Raw genomic sequence first — 18,606 nt, 5'->3', positions numbered from 1 at the left:
CGTGCGTTCAACCAACGCGAAATCACACAACTTCACCCGCCGCATGCCCTGAAGCCCAAGCCCACTGGAAGTTGTAACCGCCCAACCAGCCGGTGACATCGACCACTTCCCCGACAAAATAAAGGCCGGGCACGAGTTTGGATTGCATGGTCGACGACGACAGGCCATCCGTATCGACACCACCCAACGTCACTTCCGCCGTGCGGTAACCTTCCGTGCCGCTGGCGACCACAGGCCAATCGTGCAATTGCTCGCCAATGTTCTTGAGCTCTGCCTCGCGGTACTGCCGCATCGGCTTGCTTTCGAACCAGAGCTCGCACAAACGCTGCGCGAGCCGTCGAGGCAACGCGTCGCCCAGCACATTCTTCAGCTCTGCTGCCGGTCGCACGTTGCGCTGTTCCTGCAACCATTCACCTAGATCAAGTGCGGGCGACAGATCGATACGCAAGTCGTCACCCGGCTGCCAGTACGAAGAAATCTGCAGAATGGCAGGCCCACTGACACCCCGATGCGTGAACAACATCCCGGCGCGGAAGGAATGCTTACCCACACGCGCCTCCACCATGGGCAAGGCAACACCTGACAAGTCGTGATAGCGCTCCTGGTGTTTGCCACTTAGCGTCAGCGGCACCAGACCTGCACGCGTAGGCAACACCGCATGGCCGAACTGACGCGCCAATTCGTAACCGAATCCGGTGGCGCCCATGGTGGGAATCGACAAGCCGCCCGTGGCGACCACTAGCGATTGCGCATGTACCTCGCCGTGCGCGGTGATGACGCTGAATCCTTCGTCCGTCTTGCGCACGCGCTGCACGCCACAACTGGTTTCGATGCGCACACCGGCCTGCGCGCACTCGTCCAGCAACATGCGCACGATCAGTTTCGACGACTCATCGCAGAACAGCTGACCAAGTTCCTTCTCGTGGTATGCGATGCGGTGCTTCTCCACCATCGCAATGAAATCCCACGGTGTATAGCGGGCCAACGCCGACTTGGCGAAATGCGGATTGGCAGAGAGATAGCACGCTGGCGTCACACCCGTGTTGGTGAAATTGCAGCGCCCGCCACCCGACATCAGGATCTTCTTGCCGACCTTGTTGGCATGATCGACCACCAGCACGCTACGCCCGCGCTGCCCGGCCACGATGGCGCACATCAGCCCGGCTGCGCCGGCACCGATGATGAGTACATCCACTTTCATGCGCACACCGCTGTCATAACCCGCTCCTATCCCGATGGCTGCGTATTATCCGTCAGGAGAGGCCACATCGCTTACACTGCGGCTTTCCTTTGTGCCGGAACCGCCACCATGCCTTCCTTTGACGTCATTTCCGAAGTCGACAAGCACGAACTGACCAACGCCATCGACCAGGCCAACCGCGAACTGGCCAGCCGCTTCGACTTCAAGGGCACCGATGCGAAGTTCGAGCTGGACAAGTTCGAGATCACCCAGTCCGCGCCCAGCGAATTCCAGTTGGAACAGATGCTGGACATCCTGCGTGGCCGCCTCATCTCGCGAAAAATCGACATCCGCGCACTTGATGTGGGTGACGCCGAAACCAACCTGGGTGGCTCGCGTCAGAAGGTCACCGTAAAGCAGGGCATCGAACAGCCCATCGCCAAGAAGCTGGTGGCTTCGCTGAAGGAAGCCAAGATCAAGGTCGAGGCGCAGATCAACGGTGACAAGCTGCGCGTGACCGGCAAGAAGCGCGATGACTTGCAGTTGGCGATGGCGGTGCTGCGCAAGGCTGACGTGGAGTTGCCGTTGCAGTTTGATAATTTCCGCGATTGAAGATGGGGTGTGCTGTCGCTGAGGGGGTGGACGCCGCTGCGTGTGGCCTACACATGCGAACAGCTGTGCTCCCTCGCCCCTTTGGGGAGAGGGTTGGGGTGAGGGGGCAATCTAGCCTCACCGTGTGTCTCGTCATCCCTGCGCAGGCAGGGATCCAGTTTCCGTGTCGCTTGGTTGTCGCGTAATCGCGAACTGGCTCGCCTGCGGCGGGCTTTCGCCCTCCTACCGGAGGCCGAGTCACTTTTCTTTGCTTGCCCACGCACGCGCAGGAGCGCGTGCGAACGGCGAAGCCGGCCCGAAGGGCGGAGGGCAGGATGCCCGGAGTAAAGAAAAGTAACCCAAAGAAAGGGCACCCCCACTTGGCGCTGGCCGATGAAGCCGGCCAGTACGTGAGGGGCGGCCGGGCTTTTCGACAGGGCTTCCTGCCCTGGCGAAAAGGGATCGGCGTCCTGCCGATCCCCCCTGCGGGCCTGATCGTCCACCCCTCACCGCCGCACAGGGGGCCCGAAGGTCAAAAGCGCCGAGCCGACGGCTCGTGCAGCGGAGCTGCACATCGCATCGCGGCAGGTCGCGTTGCTCCTGCTACATGTGCCCAAAGTCAAAGCAGACGGACACCGCCGTAACGTGGCGAGTTCTCCTCGACGGTCGGGAAGCGTAGCGTCCCCTTTGTCTTGTCCGAGTGGTGGGAAAGCGTAGCGCTCCCTTTACCTCGCCTCGGCGGTCGGGAAGCGTAGCGAAGCCTGCTTTAAGTCCTCTCCGCTATGGCGCGTTGCGAAGCGCTTCGAAGTACTCGCTGTGTAGTGGCGAAGGTTGCCAAGCAGCAACGTTCCTCACCCGCTCGGGCTTATCCCTGCGCAATGCTGCGAGCGTTGGCCCGTCAGGCCATTTCTTCGGGTTACTTTTCTTTGGGCCAGCAAAGAAAAGTGACTCGAGCGTCGGCAGACGATCGAAACGCCCGCTGCGTAAGCGGCCAGGTCGCGGCAGCGCACGAAGCGATAACCACACTCACGACTACTGGATCTCTGCATTCGCAGGGATGACGGCTCAGATGAAACGATACAGCGAGCACCCGCCCCTCACCCCAACCCTCTCCCCGAAAGGGAGAGGGAGAAGAACTGAGGCAACCGGTGCACTCGACGCTTGTCCTATCCTGACTCCCTAAGCACGCGCCAAGACAACGCCAACAACAAAACCTCAGCAGAAATCGAACCTCACCCCGCCAACCCCGCCGCAATATTCACACTGATCGCAATAATAAACACGTTAAAGAAAAACGCGATCACACTATGCAACAGCGCAACGCGCCGCAAATAACGACTGCTGATCTGCACATCAGAAACCTGAAAAGTCATGCCGATCACGATCGCGAAGTACATGAAGTCCCAGTAGTCCGGCTCATGCGTTCCCGGAAATTCCAGCCCTTCGTGCTTCTTGCCGAAGTCACCGTAATAACCATGCGCATAGTGCATACCGAACATCACATTCAGAAACAGCCACGACAGCACGATACTCACGGCGGCGATCGTCAGCGCCTTGGCATCACCACCCTTGGCCGCTCCCATTTCGGTGGTGAGCGCAAGCGATACAAAACCGGTCAGTAGCATCGCCGTCCACAGCACGCCCCAACGGCCCGTGTCCTGCCTGCGCGCCTGTCCCTGCATCAGTTCCACCGATGTCGTACGACAGAACAGGATGGCAAGCGCGATCAGATAGACCGCCACGCCAAGGTCGAACCCGAGCAACAGCGCCTTTGCTGGTTTCAGTTCTGCCCAATGCCAGAGCGACACACCGGTCAACAACGCTACAGCCCCGGAAATCATCAAGCGCGGGCGCGCACGCAATATCCGGAACGGGCCGAAGCCGCGCGCCCGTGGACGGGTTTCACCGGGCGTAACGCTCATGTGAGCGTCTCCGCGACGTTCAGGTAACTCGTCGACACAACGATCTCTCCATGACCCCACATCGGGCATGGCGCATCTTAGAGCCTGCTGGCCGCATCCCCATCATCCGCCCCAATCACGGGCGCCAACCGCTAGCTCAGACGTGCAGATCCTGGTACTCCGGATGGCGGGTCATCCATATCTCGGAATACGAGCAGGCCGGGTCCACTTTCCAATGCTCTTCGCGGGCCGTGTCCAACGCCGTGCGAACAAGGTTGGAGGCAATGCCGCGGCCACCGACAGCAGACGGCACAATGGTGTGGGTGATGGTCATCACGCCATCTTCGAGCGTGTAGTCCAGCACGCAAGGCACACCATCCACCTTGGTTTCGAAACGATGCGCCCTGGGGTTGTGGTTGATATCGGCAAACATGAAATGCACCCTGATGAAGCAAGGCGCGGAGAGTAAATCAAATGGCAGCGAACCACGCGTGAAGATGTCGGCCTTCCACGTTCGCATTTCGTGCATGGAACTTTCGGCAAGCTCTGGCAATGCGACCACGTTCGATGCCATCGCCTGTGCGACGAAGGAAGGTTGTCCGGTATCCAACGTGCTCAAGGCGACGATCAACCTTGATGCGTAATTGGAAGACTGAACAATAGTCATCGCGTCAACGAATCGTTCACGCGTGTCATCCTCGCGCGCGCCAACGCGTTCGATGAAGAGTTGCGCCATCGCGGCGCCCGTCATCCGCTCAGGACGCGTAGTGAAAATCACCTGGAATCGACGTCATTTTCTGCAGATGTGCCTTGGCGGCGTCGCCGCCCTGCCCTTCTCTCGCGTGGCACGCGCCTTACCGGATGGACGTCCGGCCTGCCGCCTGAGCGCGGAACAGACGGAAGGCCCCTATTACCTCGATCGCGCCCTGCTGCGACAGGACATCACGGAAGGCAAACCCGGCCTGCCGCTCACACTGCGCTTTGAGGTACTGGACAGCCGCACCTGCCGCCCATTGAGCGACACCGCACTGGAAATCTGGCACTGCGATGCGCAGGGCCTCTACTCCGGCTTCACCCACATGTCGCCCGGCGGTCCCGGCATGGGCCTACCGCCCGGAGGTGCACACGGCACGCCTCCCCCGGGTCCGCCGCCGGGCGGCATGCCACCGGGCTTGGCCGGCGGTCCACGTGGCGCGCCGCCGAAGAGCGTGCCCTCGGACCAGCTCACCTTCCTGCGCGGCGTGCAGATCGCTGATGCGCGAGGCGCGGTCACGTTCCACACCATCTTCCCCGGCTACTACGCAGGCCGCTGCAATCACATCCACCTCAAGCTTCACGCAGGCGGAAAGATGCAGGACGGCCACTATCGCGGCGGCACGGTGGTGCACACGGGGCAGCTGTTCTTTCCCGAAGCGTCATCGCTCGACGCCATGGCCGGCGAGGCCTATCAGCGGCACGGCCTTGAGCGCACTACGCTGCCGGAAGACAACGTCTACACGAATCAGCATGGCAGCGATTCCATCGCGCAGATGTCCCTCGAGGGAAACCTGCAGGTGGCGACGTTGACGCTCGCCGTCGATCCCAGCGCCACCAGCCGTGAAAGCATGCACTGAGCATACTTTCGCTCAGCAGCCGGAGGCCAGGCGCGCCGTTCGCTGTGCCGCCTGCCGCGCGATGCGGCGTGCGCGCACCGCCTGGGCGAGACGATCGAGCACCTGCACCGAGGCGTCCCAGTCGATGCAGCCGTCCGTGATGCTCTGGCCATAGCGCAGCGGTTGTCCTTCCACCAGATCCTGCCGACCGCCAAGGAGGTGGCTTTCCACCATCACGCCAACGATACGCTGCTCGCCCGCCGACAGCTGCGCGGCAATATCGTCGATCACCAACGGTTGGTTTTCCGGTTGCTTGTTGCTGTTCGCGTGGCTGGCGTCGATCATCACGCGCGCCGCCTGCCCGCTCTTGGCGATGGCAAGGCATGCTGCATCCACACTGGGCGCATCGTAGTTCGGCGTTTTTCCGCCACGCAGAATCACGTGGCAGTCCTCATTGCCCGTGGTCGTGGCGACGGCCGTCTGGCCGCCCTTGGTGACGGCCATGAAATGATGCGGCTGCGATGCCGCACTGACCGCATCCACGGCGATCTTCACGTTGCCATCGGTACCGTTCTTGAAACCCACCGGGCACGAAAGACCGGACGCCAATTCGCGATGTACCTGACTCTCGGTGGTGCGCGCGCCGATGGCGCCCCAGGCCACGAGATCGGCGATGTACTGCGGCGTGATCATGTCCAGGAACTCGCAGCCCGCCGGCACGCCCAGTTCGTTGATGTCGCGCAGCAAGCCACGCGCCAGCCGCAGCCCCTTGTCGATACGGAAGCTGCCGTCGAGGTCGGGATCGTTGATGAGCCCCTTCCAACCCACCGTTGTGCGCGGTTTTTCGAAGTACACACGCATCACGATCTCAAGCTCCCCCGCATACTGACTGCGCTGCGCCACCAGCCGCTCCGCGTACTCCAGCGCGGCACGGGTGTCGTGGATCGAGCACGGGCCGATCACCACGGCGAGGCGGTCGTCCTCGCCCGTCAGGATGCGATGCAGGGCCTGTCGCGAGGCGCTCACGGTATGCGCGGCGTGCACGCTTGCAGCGCAATCGCGCATCACCTCAGCCGGGGTGCTGAGCGGTGTGATGGCGCGGATGCGTAAATCGTCGGTAGAAGGGTTCACTGTGGTCTCCTTGGGGGGCCACTGGCGACCATAAAAAAGGCCGCCAGTGGTGGCTGGCGGCCTTTTTGGGAATGGTGTCTTGTCGTTAAGACAATCGCGACCAACCCTCCGCCAGCGGCATCGGATAGCCGTAAAACCAAAAATACTGGCGGGTGGCGTGGAAGGTCATGGCGATAAGGAATAACACAGGCTTTTCGCGCATGCAAAGGATGCATTTGAAACCAACACGCTTGGCGAACGCTAAACTGCCCGCATGACTTCACCGTGGAACCTACTTACCCGCCCTGCCCGTGAACCCATCCGACGTTGGGTGCTCAGCGCGTTTCCACGCGGCGGTGGCGGGCACGTCGACTATGATCATCCGGTCGGTGATCCAGGCCTGTTTGGCCCAGACAGCGCCACTTGGCGCGTGCACAGCGACTTCCCGGGCATGCTTGCAGGCGGCCTTGCGGCATTGATGCTGCAGACCTTGCACCCGCTCGCACTCGCGGGCGTGTGGGATCACTCCAATTTTCGCGAGGACCTGATCGGCCGCCTGCGTCGCACTACGTCCTTCGTCAGCGGCACCAGCTACGCGCCGCTCGACCAAGCGCAGATGCTGATCGAGCGGGTGAAGCAGATTCATGCGCAGGTGAAGGGCGTGGGCGAAGATGGACGGCCATACGCCGCCGACGATCCGGACCTCCTCACCTGGGTGCATGTCACCGAGGCCTACAGCTTTTTGCAGGGCTATCGTCGTTATAGCCACATCAATCTTCCTGCCGGTGCAGCGGATCGCTATTACGACGAGGTGCGACGCATTGCCGAGGCGCTGGGCGCGCGCGACGTACCGGCATCCGAAGCGGAGATCACTACCTACTTCCGACGCATGCGCCCCGAATTGCGTTTTACCGAACGCTCGCGCGAGGTGCTGGCGGTGTTGTATCGCGTGCGGCTCCCCGTGCCGGTGGCGGGCTTGTCGCGCGACGTTTTTCTGCAAGCGGGCGCCGCCTTATTGCCCCCGTGGGCGGATGCTTTATTGGAGCGCACACCACTGCAACGTGCACAGTCGCGACTGGCGGCACGGGCGCTATGGTCAGTCGCCCCGGTGTTTCGCATGGCGCTGCCCGACGGCATCGCCAGCCGCGCATGCGCGCGTGTCGGTGTCGCAGGCGACACGCTTCATCGTTGGCGTTAAGGCCTAACACTCAGCGGTAACCGCGTCGTAGCGCCGCTGCATTTCCTCGGCGCTGACCTTCTCGATCTCGTGCCCCACCAGCCATTCGTGACCCAAGGGATCACGCACGGTGCCAGATCGGCGTCTTGGCGAAAATCCCAGCCCCCCCTCCCGGTGACAGGCCGGCTAGATTGACTCCTCCCGCCGATCCGTTAACGTCGCCGGACCTGAAACGCCCCGCGTACACCCAAGGAAAGGCAAGAGGCAGCTCCCAGTGGCGACGCTCATTCCATCCCGAAACAGCTGCCTGCCCGAGATGACCGGCGGCGAAAAACGCTTCTCCGAACGCCTGGAGCAGAAACTCGAGGCCGACTACCTGCTGTGGTACGACGTGGCCATCGGCCCGAAAGAGCGCCGCCCCGACTTCATCGTGTTCCACCCACGGCGTGGCTTGCTGGTGCTGGAGGTAAAGGACTGGAAGCCTGGCAGCATCCAGCAGGCTGACCGCACCTTGTTCACCCTGATCGCCGGCAACAGCAGCCTGAAGGAACACAACCCGCTGATGCAGGCCCGCGACGGCGCGAACGAGATCGCCAAGATGCTGCAGCGCGATCCCGCCCTGTGTTATCCGCCGGGCCATGCCTATGAAGGTCGGCTGCAGATGCCGCTGGGCCATGGCGTGGTGCTCGCCAATATCAGCCGCAAGCAGTTCGAGGCTGGTCAGCTCGAGTCGGCGATTCCCGCGCACCTCGCGATCTGTCAGGACGAGATGTTCGAGTCGGTGGAATCGGAGGCATTTCAGGAGCGCCTGTGGGCAATGTTCCCGCAGATATTCCCTACCGCGCTCACGCTGCCGCAGATCGACCGTGTGCGCTGGCACCTGTTCCCCGATATCCGCGTAGAGGCCGGCGAAGGTCAGTTCGGCCTGTTCGCCGCCGGTGCGCGCAGCAAAGTCAGCAAGGTAGCCATTCCCGACCTGATCCAAGTGATGGACGCGCAGCAGGAAATGCTGGCGCGTTCGCTGGGCGACGAACACCGCATCATTCACGGCGTCGCGGGCTCGGGCAAAACGATGATCCTGGGTTTCCGCGCCATGGAATTGGCGCGCACGCTATCCAAGCCTATCCTCGTGCTCTGCTACAACACGGCACTCGCCGCGCGGCTCGAGCAACTGATGGGCGAACGCGGCCTCAGCGACAAAGTGCAGGTCTACAACTTCCACAGGTGGTGCCGCAGCATGCTCACCGCCTACCACGTGCCGGTGCCGGAAGACGGCCCCCATGTCGCCGAAGAGCTGCCGCCCGCCGTTATCGCGGGCGTGGATAGCGGCCAGATCCCGCGCTTCCAGTACGGCGCGGTGCTGATCGACGAAGGCCACGACTTCGAACCCGAGTGGTACAAGCTCATCGTGCAGATGATCGATCCCAACACCAACTCGCTGCTGGTGTTGTACGACGACGCGCAGAACATCTACGGCCAAGCCAATCGCAAAAAGCTCAGCTGGAAGAGCCTGGGCGTGCAGGCGCAAGGCCGCACCACCATCCTCAAGCTCAATTACCGCAACACCCTGGAAATCCTCTCCGTGGCACGCGTATTCGCCAACGAGCTGCTACTGGGGCACGACGAAGACGATGACGGCATTCCGTTGATCGAACCGCAAAGCGCCGGGCGGCGCGGCGCGCTGCCTGAACTTATCCGCGTCGAACAGCAGAAGGATCAACTTCCCGCGATCATTCATCGCCTGCGCGAGGAACGAACCGCCGGACGGCGCCTGCCGGACATGGCAGTCATTTTCCGCAACAGCTGGGAGGGAGAAAAACTGCATGAGGCGTTGCAGCAAGCAGGTATTCCCAGCCAACTGGCGGAAGGCAATGGTGCTAGCTCGCTCTTTGTCGTGGACGACACGGTGAAACTGATCACCATGCATTCGAGCAAGGGTCTGGAGTTTCCGCTGGTGATCATTCCGGGGCTTGGGTCGTTGCCGAAGCCGGGCAAGAATGAAACGGAGGAGGCGCGCTTGCTTTATGTGGCGATGACGCGGGCGACGGAGCGGCTGGTGTTGATCCATCACGAGGATTCGATTTTTAGTCAGCGTATTCGTAATTCGATTAATGAGGTGCAGCAGCAGTTGGCTGAGGCTTGATGGGTTGGTTGGCGTCTTCTGTCGTTTGTGCTGCTTTTTATCGCTAACGCGAAGATTTGGTTTTATCGCTTGATTTTAGCGATGCGGCGACTTGGCTCGCCTGCGGCGGGCTTCCGTCCTCCTACCGGAGGCCGGGTCACTTTCTCTTGCTTGCCCAAGAGAAAGTAACCAAAGAGAAAGGCACCCCCACTTGGCGCTGGCCGGCTGCGCCGGCCAGTTCGTGAGGGGCGGCCGGGCTTTTCGACGGGGCTCCTGCCCCGGCGAAAAGGGATCGGCATCCTTGCCGATCCCCCCTGCGGGCCTTCTCGTCCACCCCTCACCGCCGCACAGGGGGCCCGAAGGTCAAAAGCACCGAGCCGACGGCTCGTGCAGCTTCGCTGCACATCGCATCGCGGCAAGTCGCGTTGCTCCTGCCTTGGTGCACAAGGTTAGGAAAGTTCAGGGAAGAAATGGAGTGCCGTTGTGTGGCGAGTTCTCCACACCGGTCGGGAAGCGTAGCGAAGCCTGCTTTAAGTCCTCTCCGCGACGGCGCGTTGCGAAGCGCTCTGAAGTACCTGCTGTGTAGCGGCGAAGGTTGCCAAGCAGCAACGTTCCTCGAGCGTTCGGGCTTATCCCAAGGTAATGCTGCGGGCGTTGGCCTTATCGGCCATTTTCTTTGGGTTACTTTCGACGCGAAGCTAGTCCCCGTGGGATCTTTTGGACCAACAAAGAAAAGTAACCCGGCCTCCGGCAGGAGGTCGAAACGCCCGCTGCGTAAGCGGCCAGATCGCGGCAGCGCATGAAGCGACAACCATACCCACGGCTACTGGATCCCTGCCTACGCAGGGATGACGGTTTCATCGAAACGATGAGGCGAGCAACCACCCCACATTTGAGGCGCCGGCCGCATCCCCCCCCTTCCCTTGCCGCCCCCATAGGTTTAAATAGTAGGACAAATAGCTGCCGGTGATGTGTCCATGCGTGACCTGCTCGACGACTCCGTTCTTGCGCCCCAGCCGCTCGACTACGCGCTGACACTGCCCGCCCGCTTCTATACCGATCCACGCATGCCTCACCTGGACGCACGCGCCATCTTCGCGCGCAGCTGGCAGTTGGTTTGCCACCAGTCGCAAATACTTGAGTCAGGCGATCACGTGGTCACGGAGATCGCCGGCTTGCCGCTGATCATCGTGCGCGGTGAGGACAACATCATCCGAGCCTTCCACAACGTATGCCGCCACCGCGCGGGCCCTATCGCCGGTTGCGATGGCCGTGGCGCGAAGGCTCTGCGCTGTCGCTACCACGGTTGGACGTACGGCCTCGACGGCGTGCTGCGCGGTGCGCCCGAGATGGGCCGCGCGCAGGATTTCAATCCGTCGGATATCCGTCTGCCTGAGGTGCGCGTACAGGTATGGCAGGGGTTGGTGTTTGTGGCGATCGGTGAGGCGCCGCCTTTTCGGGAGCTGGTGGCCGGCATCGATGAACGGTTGGGCCCGGAACGCTCGCTGGAGAACTATCAGTTCCATCATCGAGCGAGCTACGACGTGGCCTGCAACTGGAAGGTGTACGTGGACAACTATCTGGAGGGTTACCACGTCCCGCACATTCACCCTGGCCTCAATAGCCTGCTCGATTACCGCAGCTACATCACCGAAACGGCGCAGTGGTATTCGTTCCAGTACAGCCCGCTGGAAAGTTCGGGGGACCTGTATGGCAGCGGTGAGGCGCTGTACTACTTCATCCATCCCAACACGATGCTCAATATCTTGCCCGCGCGCTTGCAGACCAACCGCGTGCTGCCACTGGGCGTAGATCGCTGCCGGGTAGAGTTCGATTTCTATTACCCACCCGACGACAGTCCGGAAGCACAGGCGCGGCGCGCACGCGACGTCGAGTTCAGCGACGAAGTGCAGGACGAAGACGTCACCATCTGCGCGGACGTACAGCGCGGATTGGCATCGGGCTCGTACGAGGCCGGCCGCCTGAATCCGCTGCGGGAAAATGCAGTGCACCACTTTCACGAGATGGTGCGTCGCGCCTATCGCGAAACGAAGGCCGACGCATGAGCGGCACCACGCGTGTGATCGGCCAGTGGACACTGGTCGCGCTGGTGATCGGCAACATCATCGGCTCGGGCATCTTCGTACTGCCCGCAGCCATGGCGCCGTTTGGCGCGGCAAGTCTGCTCGGCTGGGCGATAACACTGTGCGGCGCGCTCGCACTGGCGCAGATATTCGCGTGGTTGGCGCAAGGTATTCCCAATCATGGCGGCCCTTACGCTTATGCACGTTGCGCCTTCGGTGACACCACCGGTTTTCTGGTGGCGTGGAGCTACTGGATTTGCACTTGGTCGGCGAACGCCGCGCTGGCGGTGGCTTTTGCGGGCAGCCTTGGCGCCCTGTGGCCGGCCGCCACATCGACGCCGCTGCGCAGCGCGCTGTGCGCGCTAGCCGCATTGTGGATATGTACCGGCATTACGCTGGCCGGCGTGCGCGAAGCCGGTCGCGTCGCGATGGTGACGACGCTGCTCAAGCTCGTCCCTTTATTGCTGTTTGGCCTGATCGGGCTGGGCACGTTGCACGCGGGCTCGTATCGCCCATTCAACCCCGACGGGCTGTCGCTGCCCGGTGTGGCGCTATCCACCGCCACGCTGGCGCTATGGGCGTTGCTGGGGCTGGAAACAGCTACCGTGCCCACCGGCGTGGTGAAGGATCCGCTGCGCACCGTGCCACGCGCCACCATGATCGGCACCATCGTCGCTGGCATTGCCACCATGCTGGCCTGCACGGTGGTGATTGGCATGCTTCCGCGTGATCAGCTCGCCGCTTCCGCGGCGCCGATGGCAGCAGCGGCCACGCACGCATGGGGAACCATGGCCGGCATCGGCGTGGCGGCCGTGGCCGTCGTGTCGTGCTTTGGCACACTCAATGGTTGGGTGCTGTTAGTAGCGCAGACCACGATGGCGGCAGCGCAGGACGGCATGTTTCCCCGGCTGTTCGCACGGGTAGACCGCCACGGCACGCCGTGGATCGGCCTGCTCATCAGCAGCGTACTTACCAGTTTGTTGATCGCGGCCAATTTCACACGCTCACTGGTGGCACTGTTCACCTTCGTGATCCTGCTGTCGACCGCCACCAACCTGCTGCCCTACCTGGTCACCACGCTGGCCTGGTGGCGCCTGGAAAGTGGCCGCGCAGCCTGGACCCGCCGACTGGTAGCCGCGTTCGCCCTGGCTTTCTCGCTCTGGGCGCTCGCCGGTGCCGGCACGGAGCCGCTGATGTGGGGTGCGGTGCTGCTGCTGGCGGGCGGCCCGTTCTACCTGTGTTGGCGGCTCATTGCGCGCAAGCCGACGCTTTCGCCTGACCAACCAACTTGATCTTCTGTTGACGCCCCCTTCGCGGTTGGCGCAGTCTCATCGACCTGTATACCCGGGAGAGGCAGCCATGAAACGGATCGTCTGGACCGTGCTGGTGCTGTTCGGATTGGCGAGTCCCGCGGCCTTCGCGCAAACGAATGGCGTGGTCACCGCGTACGTCGACCTGTACGCCGGGCCGGACATCAGCTACCCCACTATCGCGCAACTGCCCGCCGGCGCCGGCGTGGCGATCCAGGGTTGTACCGCGGGCTGGGGCTGGTGCGATGTGATCACCATGGGCATGCGCGGCTGGGTGGCCGGCACGTACGTGCAGTACACCTATCAGAACCAGCCGGTGTATGTGGCCGACTACGGTGCACGCATTGGCATTCCCATTGTCACCTTCTCGATCGCCGCTTACTGGGGCTCGTACTACGTGAACCGGCCGTTCTATCGCAATCGCGATTATTGGTATGGCCGTCCATATGCACCGCGCCCGCCGCCGCGACCGCCCGGCTGGCGTCCCGGCTATCGGCCGCCCGGCCCTGGCTATCGTCCGCCATCCGGCGGCGGACACCGTCCCCCGCCGTCGGGCAATCGCCCACCGCCGTCGCAAGGCCACCGACCGCCTTCGAACAATCGTCCGAGCCCGAATCCGGGAGCCCGTCCCCCGGGACAGAATCCCCGGCCGCCGGGAGGCAATCGCCCACCGCCGAACCAAGGTGGCAATCGTCCGCCCCGGGGCAATCGCCCGCCGCCGAACCAGGGCGGCAACCGGCCATCGCCGGGACAAGGCAACCAGCGCCCCGCACCCCGACCGCAGCCGCGCCCGGCACCGGGCAACCAAGGCGGCAATCAGGGCGCCTGAACTTGCGTGCACTCCTAACGTACGCATGCGCCGTCGCGCGTCGATTTGTGTCGACGCGCGTCTGCCGCCCCAGCTCGACCATGGGCCATCACGGGTGAATTGACCGCTTTTCCCGGAGATTGTCGCGATATTGCCGCGCCACCCCACTGGCACAACTCTTGCCCTCAAACTAACGAGAGGCCGAGTTATGGCAAGAAGCCACAGGGCCAACCCGGCGTGCGCGCGCCAGGCGTATGAAGCGCTTTCCCGCAGCCGCGGGCGGGCGCATCATCCGTCGCAGGCACGCGACAGGCCATTGCAGCAGCAGGCTCGCGCATGAGTGTCAACGCACAAGACTGGTCAGCAAAACGACGGCCGTTTCCGATAACGGTCCGCCTGCCGCTTGCTGCCGCCAACGACATCTCGATGCATCGCCCGCGCTACGTGCCGGTGGTCTTCAAGTTCATGCTGGCGTTCGCCCTCTCGTTCGGATGGGCCACGTTTGCGTATGTTCTGTCGTCCCATTGGACTGCCGGTTTGGAATCCACGGGAACGCGGCTACTGGCTCAGTTGCTCATCCTTGGCATCGCAGTACTTCCGGCTTTCATGAGTGTGTTCCTGGCGACTGGCCTGCTGCTCGACCGGCGCCCCGTGCGTTCTCACTTCGCCGACGGTGATTTTCCCGCGGTGAGTATCCTGATCGCTGCCCACAATGCGCAGGACACCATCCTCGACACGCTGGCCAGCATTGCAGCGCAGCGCTATCCCGCGCCTGTGGAAGTGATGGTGATCAACGATGGATCCACCGATGCCACGCTCGACCATTTGCGCAGCGCGCGCTACCCATGGCTGGAAGTGCTCGACCTCGCATGCGCTGGCGGCAAATCGAGGGCGCTCAATGCAGGCCTGAGGCTAGCCGCGCATCCCATCACCGTAACGCTGGATGCCGATGCCCACCTGCATCCGCAAGCGCTTCGGCAACTCGTGACGCGCTACTTGAGCGATCCCCCGAATACTGCGGCGGTCGCCGGTGCGGTATTGGTAGGCAATTCGCGGCAAAACCCCATGACGCGCATGCAAGAGTGGGACTATTTCCAAGGCATCTCGGCCACCCGGCGGGTGCAGAGCCTTTGCCAGGGCACGCTGGTCGCGCCCGCAACGTTTTCGCTGTATCGCACCGACATCCTGCGCGTCGTCGGCGGATGGCCCGAATGCGCGGGCGAAGACATCGTGCTGACCTGGGCCATCCTGCGCGACCATCATCGCGTGGGCTACGCGGAGAACGCGATCGCCTTCGTCCGCGTGCCCGCGTCGCTTGCATCATTTTTCGAACAACGCCGGAGGTGGTCGCGCGGCGTTGTCGAAGCGCTTAAGACCCACGGCTCGTTGTTATTCCGGCGCAAGCTGAGCACCTTCTTTATCTGGTGGAACCTGCTATTGCTCTATACCGACCTGATCTACACCGTAGCGCTCATACCCGCCACGGTTCTCGCATGCACTGGCATCTATTGGTTGGCCGGTCCCGTATTGGTGTTCGCGGTACCCATGGCCCTGCTTGGCAACCTCGTTATCTACGCCGTGCAATCGCGCATGTTCCACACGCTTGGGCTCAACGTGCGCAGAAATCCATTGGGGTTGCTCGGTTATGCATTGATCTACGGACTGCTGCTCAAGCCCGTGAGCATCGCGGGCTATCTCTCGTGCCTCATTCCACGACACGCGCGCCATCGCGTTTGACGAGCACCACGGCTCACGCCATGGGCCACGGCCACCAGCCACCTTCGCGTTGGGCGTAACGATCCGCAGCGCGCTCGAAACGATTGCGTGCGCTGATACCGCCACATGCTGCGTAGAACGGAAGAAACAACGGCCCCAGCACCATGTACTGGAATACGTGCGCTCGCTCGTGGGCTGCCAGTGAAATGCGCGGCTCCTGGCGAAGGCCTGCGCGATGGGCGTAAGTGAAGCACGGCGTGTCGAGCGTATCGCAGGAGTAGAGAATCACGTTGCCCAACGTCAGTGCGCCTCCAGCGCCCCAGGACGGCATGCGGCGGAAAGCCAACGCATAGTCGCGGCTGCGCCACTCGGGCCTGGCGCCCCAGGGCACGCAGGCGAGCCCCGCCACCAGCCCAAGCAGGCTGTTGGGCAAGGTCCAAATCACGCCAGCCGCCAGGCCGGCCCAGCGGCCTGCATGGGAACCTGGCCCTCGCTCGCGCACGTCGCCTCCCTTGTTTCCTGATGCAGGGAACGCCATCTGGCGCTGTAATGAGTTTTGGCCAACGAGGCCCGCTATGTCCACCACGCTGTCCATTCCCTGCCCGCACTGCTCGGCCCTCAATCGCGTGCCGGAGAGCCGCCTGGGCGAACAGCCCGTTTGTGGGCGTTGCAAGCTGAAGTTGTTCGAGGGCAAGCCCGCAACGCTCACGGCGAACAACTTTGACGCAGTGGCAGCACGCGGCGACCTGCCCGTGGTGATCGATTTCTGGGCGCCCTGGTGTGGCCCGTGCATCGGCTTCGCACCAGTCTTCGCCGAAGCGGCAGCGAGTCTGGAGCCACAACTGCGGCTGGCCAAGGTGGACACGGAAGCACAACCGGCGTTGGCCCAGCGCTTCGGCATCCGCAGCATCCCGACCTTGCTGGTGATGCGCAACGGTCGCGAAGTGGCACGTCAAGCCGGCGCGCTCAACGGTATGCAGCTACGCCAGTTCCTCGCCAACGCGCTGCGCTAAGGCTTACGAACTGCAGGAAAGCATCGAGCAACCCGCCTTGTGTATGGCCCATTCCGGACGCTTCCGTGCGAATCGCTCGCGGCCCGGCTGATCGTCGTAAGGACGGCGCATAACGTCGAGTAATTCCTGGATGCCGCTGTAATCGCCTTCCGACGCGCGATCGATGGCTTCCTGTGCGAGATAGTTGCGTAGAACGTAGCGCGGATTGGCCGCACGCATGCGCGCGCGATGCTCTTCGCCGGAAAGTTCGTCCTCACGTACGCGCAATGCGTAGTTGTCGAGCCATGCCTGGAGGGCGGGCTCGTGTTGCTGTCGCTTGGCATCGTCGTAGAACGATTCCTGTAGCGGCGCCAGCGAGGGCTGGGCTGGGTCGACATCAGCCAGAGCGCGGAAGAACAGCGTCATATCCACGTCGGCCTCCGTGAGCAGTGCGTACAGCTCTCCCATGCGCTCCACGTCCTCGTCCTTGCACACCGACAGGCCCAGCTTGCCAGCAATGTTGGCGCGATCGGCCTCCGCGTAAGCGGCGGCGTAACGATCGAGGCCTGCCTGCAAAGGTTCTGTGCCGCTGAACAGAGGCGCCAGCGCCATAGCAAGACGACTGAGGTTCCACCACGCCACGTTCGGCTGTTGACCGAAACGATAGCGTCGACGTCCTGCATCGGTGGTATTGGGCGTCCATTCCGGATCGAGATTGTCGATCCAGCCATACGGGCCGTAGTCGATGGTGAGCCCGAGGATGGACATGTTGTCGGTGTTCATCACGCCATGCACGAAACCTACGCGCATCCAATGCGCCACCATGCGCGCCGTGCGCTCGCACACCTCGGCGAACCATTGTGCGTACAGCGGTTCACCCGCCCCTTGCAGGTGGGGGAAATCGCGAGCGATGGTGAAGTCGACCAAGCGTTTCAGCAGCGCGATATCTCCGCGCGCCGACGGCAATTCGAAATTACCGAAGCGAATAAACGAGGGAGCGACGCGACACACGATGGCACCCGGCTCTTGCTGCGGATGCCCGTCGTAAAACATGTCGCGCACTACGGTGTCACCCGTCACCACCAGGCCGAGCGCGCGCGTCGTCGGTACGCCGAGGTGATGCATCGCTTCGCTACACAGGAACTCGCGAACGGACGACCTCAGCACCGCGCGTCCATCGGCGCCACGCGAGTACGGCGTACGGCCGGCACCCTTCAGTTGCAGCTCCCAACGCTCGCCGGCATGCGTAAGCACTTCGCCCAGCGAGATCGCCCGCCCGTCACCCAACTGATCCGCCCAGACGCCAAACTGGTGACCGCCATAGTTGGCCGCGAACGGCTCCATGCCCTCGAGCAGCGCATTGCCGCCCAGCACTTGGGCCAATCCTGGGCTCGCCATCTCTGCTGGATCGAGACCCAAGGCCTGCGCCATCTCGGCCGACCAGGCCACCACCTGCGGTGCCGCCACCGGTGTGGGCTCGACCCTTGAATAAAGGGCACCCAGCACTTGGCGCGGGTGCGAACCCTGCCCGGCATCGGCCGGCAGTTCGCGGACGAAAGCGTTGTCGAACGTCAGACGAGTCATGACAACACGCGGCCAGGGAGGCCACCCATGAATGGACGGGCCACAAACAGCGGAGATCTCGCCGAGAAAACGCAGAACATTGCGCGGTTCACCTTTGTGGAAATTGTGACAGCCTTGCTAAGAACTTACGCCGATGTTCAGTGCCAATTGGCATTTGTGTATCACACGTGAAGCTGGTTATATGAGGTCGAAACGGCAGCACAGGGGCGGCCGGGAGTCTGAACATGCACATGCTTCTCGCACGTTCCGCCCTCGGGCGCGGAATGCAGCTGGTGGCAGGGATGCTGAACCTCAAGGACAGCCAGGACGTCCGCAATAACCAACGCCAAGGGCAAGGCAGCTTTCAGCTGATTTCCTGGCAACCTGGCGCACATTCCCGACGCGAGGACGAAATCGCGCGTCGCCGGCAGAATCCGTTCGGCTGAAAGAACGCCTGACG

General features: G+C 62.7%; 16 protein-coding genes. 10 read left to right on the top strand and 6 right to left on the bottom strand.

Annotated features, from left to right (window positions below; all coding sequences use genetic code 11):
- Nucleotides 1-22 precede the first annotated feature (22 nt).
- Nucleotides 23-1,201: an NAD(P)/FAD-dependent oxidoreductase gene (locus tag DYST_RS22020; protein ID WP_102303971.1), complete on the bottom strand. Its 1,179-nt coding sequence runs from the start codon at nt 1,199-1,201 to the stop codon at nt 23-25.
- 108 nt (nt 1,202-1,309) lie between these two features.
- On the opposite strand from DYST_RS22020, the gene DYST_RS22015 reads away from it, so the two are divergent.
- Nucleotides 1,310-1,792, top strand: coding sequence for a YajQ family cyclic di-GMP-binding protein (locus DYST_RS22015; RefSeq protein ID WP_102303970.1), 483 nt, complete (start codon nt 1,310-1,312; stop codon nt 1,790-1,792).
- Nucleotides 1,793-3,003: 1,211 nt separating this feature from the next.
- On the opposite strand, the gene DYST_RS22010 is transcribed toward DYST_RS22015, so the two are convergent.
- Nucleotides 3,004-3,693, bottom strand: a complete 690-nt coding sequence (locus DYST_RS22010; RefSeq protein WP_239948451.1) for a DUF1345 domain-containing protein — start codon at nt 3,691-3,693, stop codon at nt 3,004-3,006.
- 136 nt (nt 3,694-3,829) lie between these two features.
- The gene (locus DYST_RS24400) at nt 3,830-4,423 is read right to left on the bottom strand and encodes a GNAT family N-acetyltransferase (RefSeq protein ID WP_428993935.1); all 594 of its coding nucleotides are present in this window, start codon (nt 4,421-4,423) and stop codon (nt 3,830-3,832) included.
- A gap of 16 nt (nt 4,424-4,439) precedes the next feature.
- Between DYST_RS24400 and DYST_RS22000 the strand changes: the two genes are divergently transcribed.
- Nucleotides 4,440-5,285, top strand: coding sequence for an intradiol ring-cleavage dioxygenase (locus DYST_RS22000; protein ID WP_239948449.1), 846 nt, complete (start codon nt 4,440-4,442; stop codon nt 5,283-5,285).
- 12 nt (nt 5,286-5,297) lie between these two features.
- On the opposite strand, the gene DYST_RS21995 is transcribed toward DYST_RS22000, so the two are convergent.
- On the bottom strand, nt 5,298-6,395 hold the full coding sequence (locus DYST_RS21995) for a 3-deoxy-7-phosphoheptulonate synthase (RefSeq protein ID WP_239948448.1): 1,098 nt from the start codon (nt 6,393-6,395) through the stop codon (nt 5,298-5,300).
- A gap of 253 nt (nt 6,396-6,648) precedes the next feature.
- On the opposite strand from DYST_RS21995, the gene DYST_RS21990 reads away from it, so the two are divergent.
- The 6 genes from DYST_RS21990 (at nt 6,649) to DYST_RS21965 (ending at nt 15,612) form a co-directional block, all read left to right on the top strand.
- Entirely contained in the window at nt 6,649-7,572 is a 924-nt protein-coding gene (locus DYST_RS21990; RefSeq protein ID WP_239948446.1) for an oxygenase MpaB family protein, read from the top strand.
- A 295-nt stretch (nt 7,573-7,867) separates the two neighbouring features.
- Nucleotides 7,868-9,694, top strand: coding sequence for a 3'-5' exonuclease (locus DYST_RS21985; protein WP_102304022.1), 1,827 nt, complete (start codon nt 7,868-7,870; stop codon nt 9,692-9,694).
- Nucleotides 9,695-10,650: 956 nt separating this feature from the next.
- Nucleotides 10,651-11,739, top strand: a complete 1,089-nt coding sequence (locus DYST_RS21980) for an aromatic ring-hydroxylating oxygenase subunit alpha (RefSeq protein WP_239948440.1) — start codon at nt 10,651-10,653, stop codon at nt 11,737-11,739.
- A complete protein-coding gene (locus DYST_RS21975) occupies nt 11,736-13,049 on the top strand; it encodes an amino acid permease (RefSeq protein ID WP_239948438.1) in 1,314 nt (437 codons plus the stop codon). The genes DYST_RS21980 and DYST_RS21975 overlap by 4 nt, the downstream gene beginning before the upstream one ends.
- Nucleotides 13,050-13,116: 67 nt before the next feature.
- Nucleotides 13,117-13,896: an SH3 domain-containing protein gene (locus tag DYST_RS21970; protein WP_239948436.1), complete on the top strand. Its 780-nt coding sequence runs from the start codon at nt 13,117-13,119 to the stop codon at nt 13,894-13,896.
- Between the two features lie 315 nt (nt 13,897-14,211).
- Nucleotides 14,212-15,612: a glycosyltransferase gene (locus DYST_RS21965; protein ID WP_239948435.1), complete on the top strand. Its 1,401-nt coding sequence runs from the start codon at nt 14,212-14,214 to the stop codon at nt 15,610-15,612.
- A 13-nt stretch (nt 15,613-15,625) separates the two neighbouring features.
- Here the strand turns inward: DYST_RS21965 and DYST_RS21960 are convergent, their stop codons facing one another.
- On the bottom strand, nt 15,626-16,129 hold the full coding sequence (locus DYST_RS21960; RefSeq protein WP_428993934.1) for a hypothetical protein: 504 nt from the start codon (nt 16,127-16,129) through the stop codon (nt 15,626-15,628).
- Between the two features lie 37 nt (nt 16,130-16,166).
- On the opposite strand from DYST_RS21960, the gene trxC reads away from it, so the two are divergent.
- Nucleotides 16,167-16,604, top strand: coding sequence for a thioredoxin TrxC (gene trxC, locus DYST_RS21955; protein ID WP_239948421.1), 438 nt, complete (start codon nt 16,167-16,169; stop codon nt 16,602-16,604).
- A gap of 3 nt (nt 16,605-16,607) precedes the next feature.
- Here trxC and DYST_RS21950 read toward each other — a convergent pair whose 3' ends face one another.
- On the bottom strand, nt 16,608-18,167 hold the full coding sequence (locus DYST_RS21950) for a protein adenylyltransferase SelO (RefSeq protein ID WP_239948419.1): 1,560 nt from the start codon (nt 18,165-18,167) through the stop codon (nt 16,608-16,610).
- Between the two features lie 224 nt (nt 18,168-18,391).
- On the opposite strand from DYST_RS21950, the gene DYST_RS21945 reads away from it, so the two are divergent.
- Nucleotides 18,392-18,592: a hypothetical protein gene (locus tag DYST_RS21945; protein WP_102303958.1), complete on the top strand. Its 201-nt coding sequence runs from the start codon at nt 18,392-18,394 to the stop codon at nt 18,590-18,592.
- Nucleotides 18,593-18,606: the final 14 nt, after the last annotated feature.

It is taken from the genome of Dyella terrae (assembly GCF_022394535.1).
Classification (GTDB): domain Bacteria; phylum Pseudomonadota; class Gammaproteobacteria; order Xanthomonadales; family Rhodanobacteraceae; genus Dyella.
This window is presented reverse-complemented; position numbering and strand designations above follow the sequence as displayed.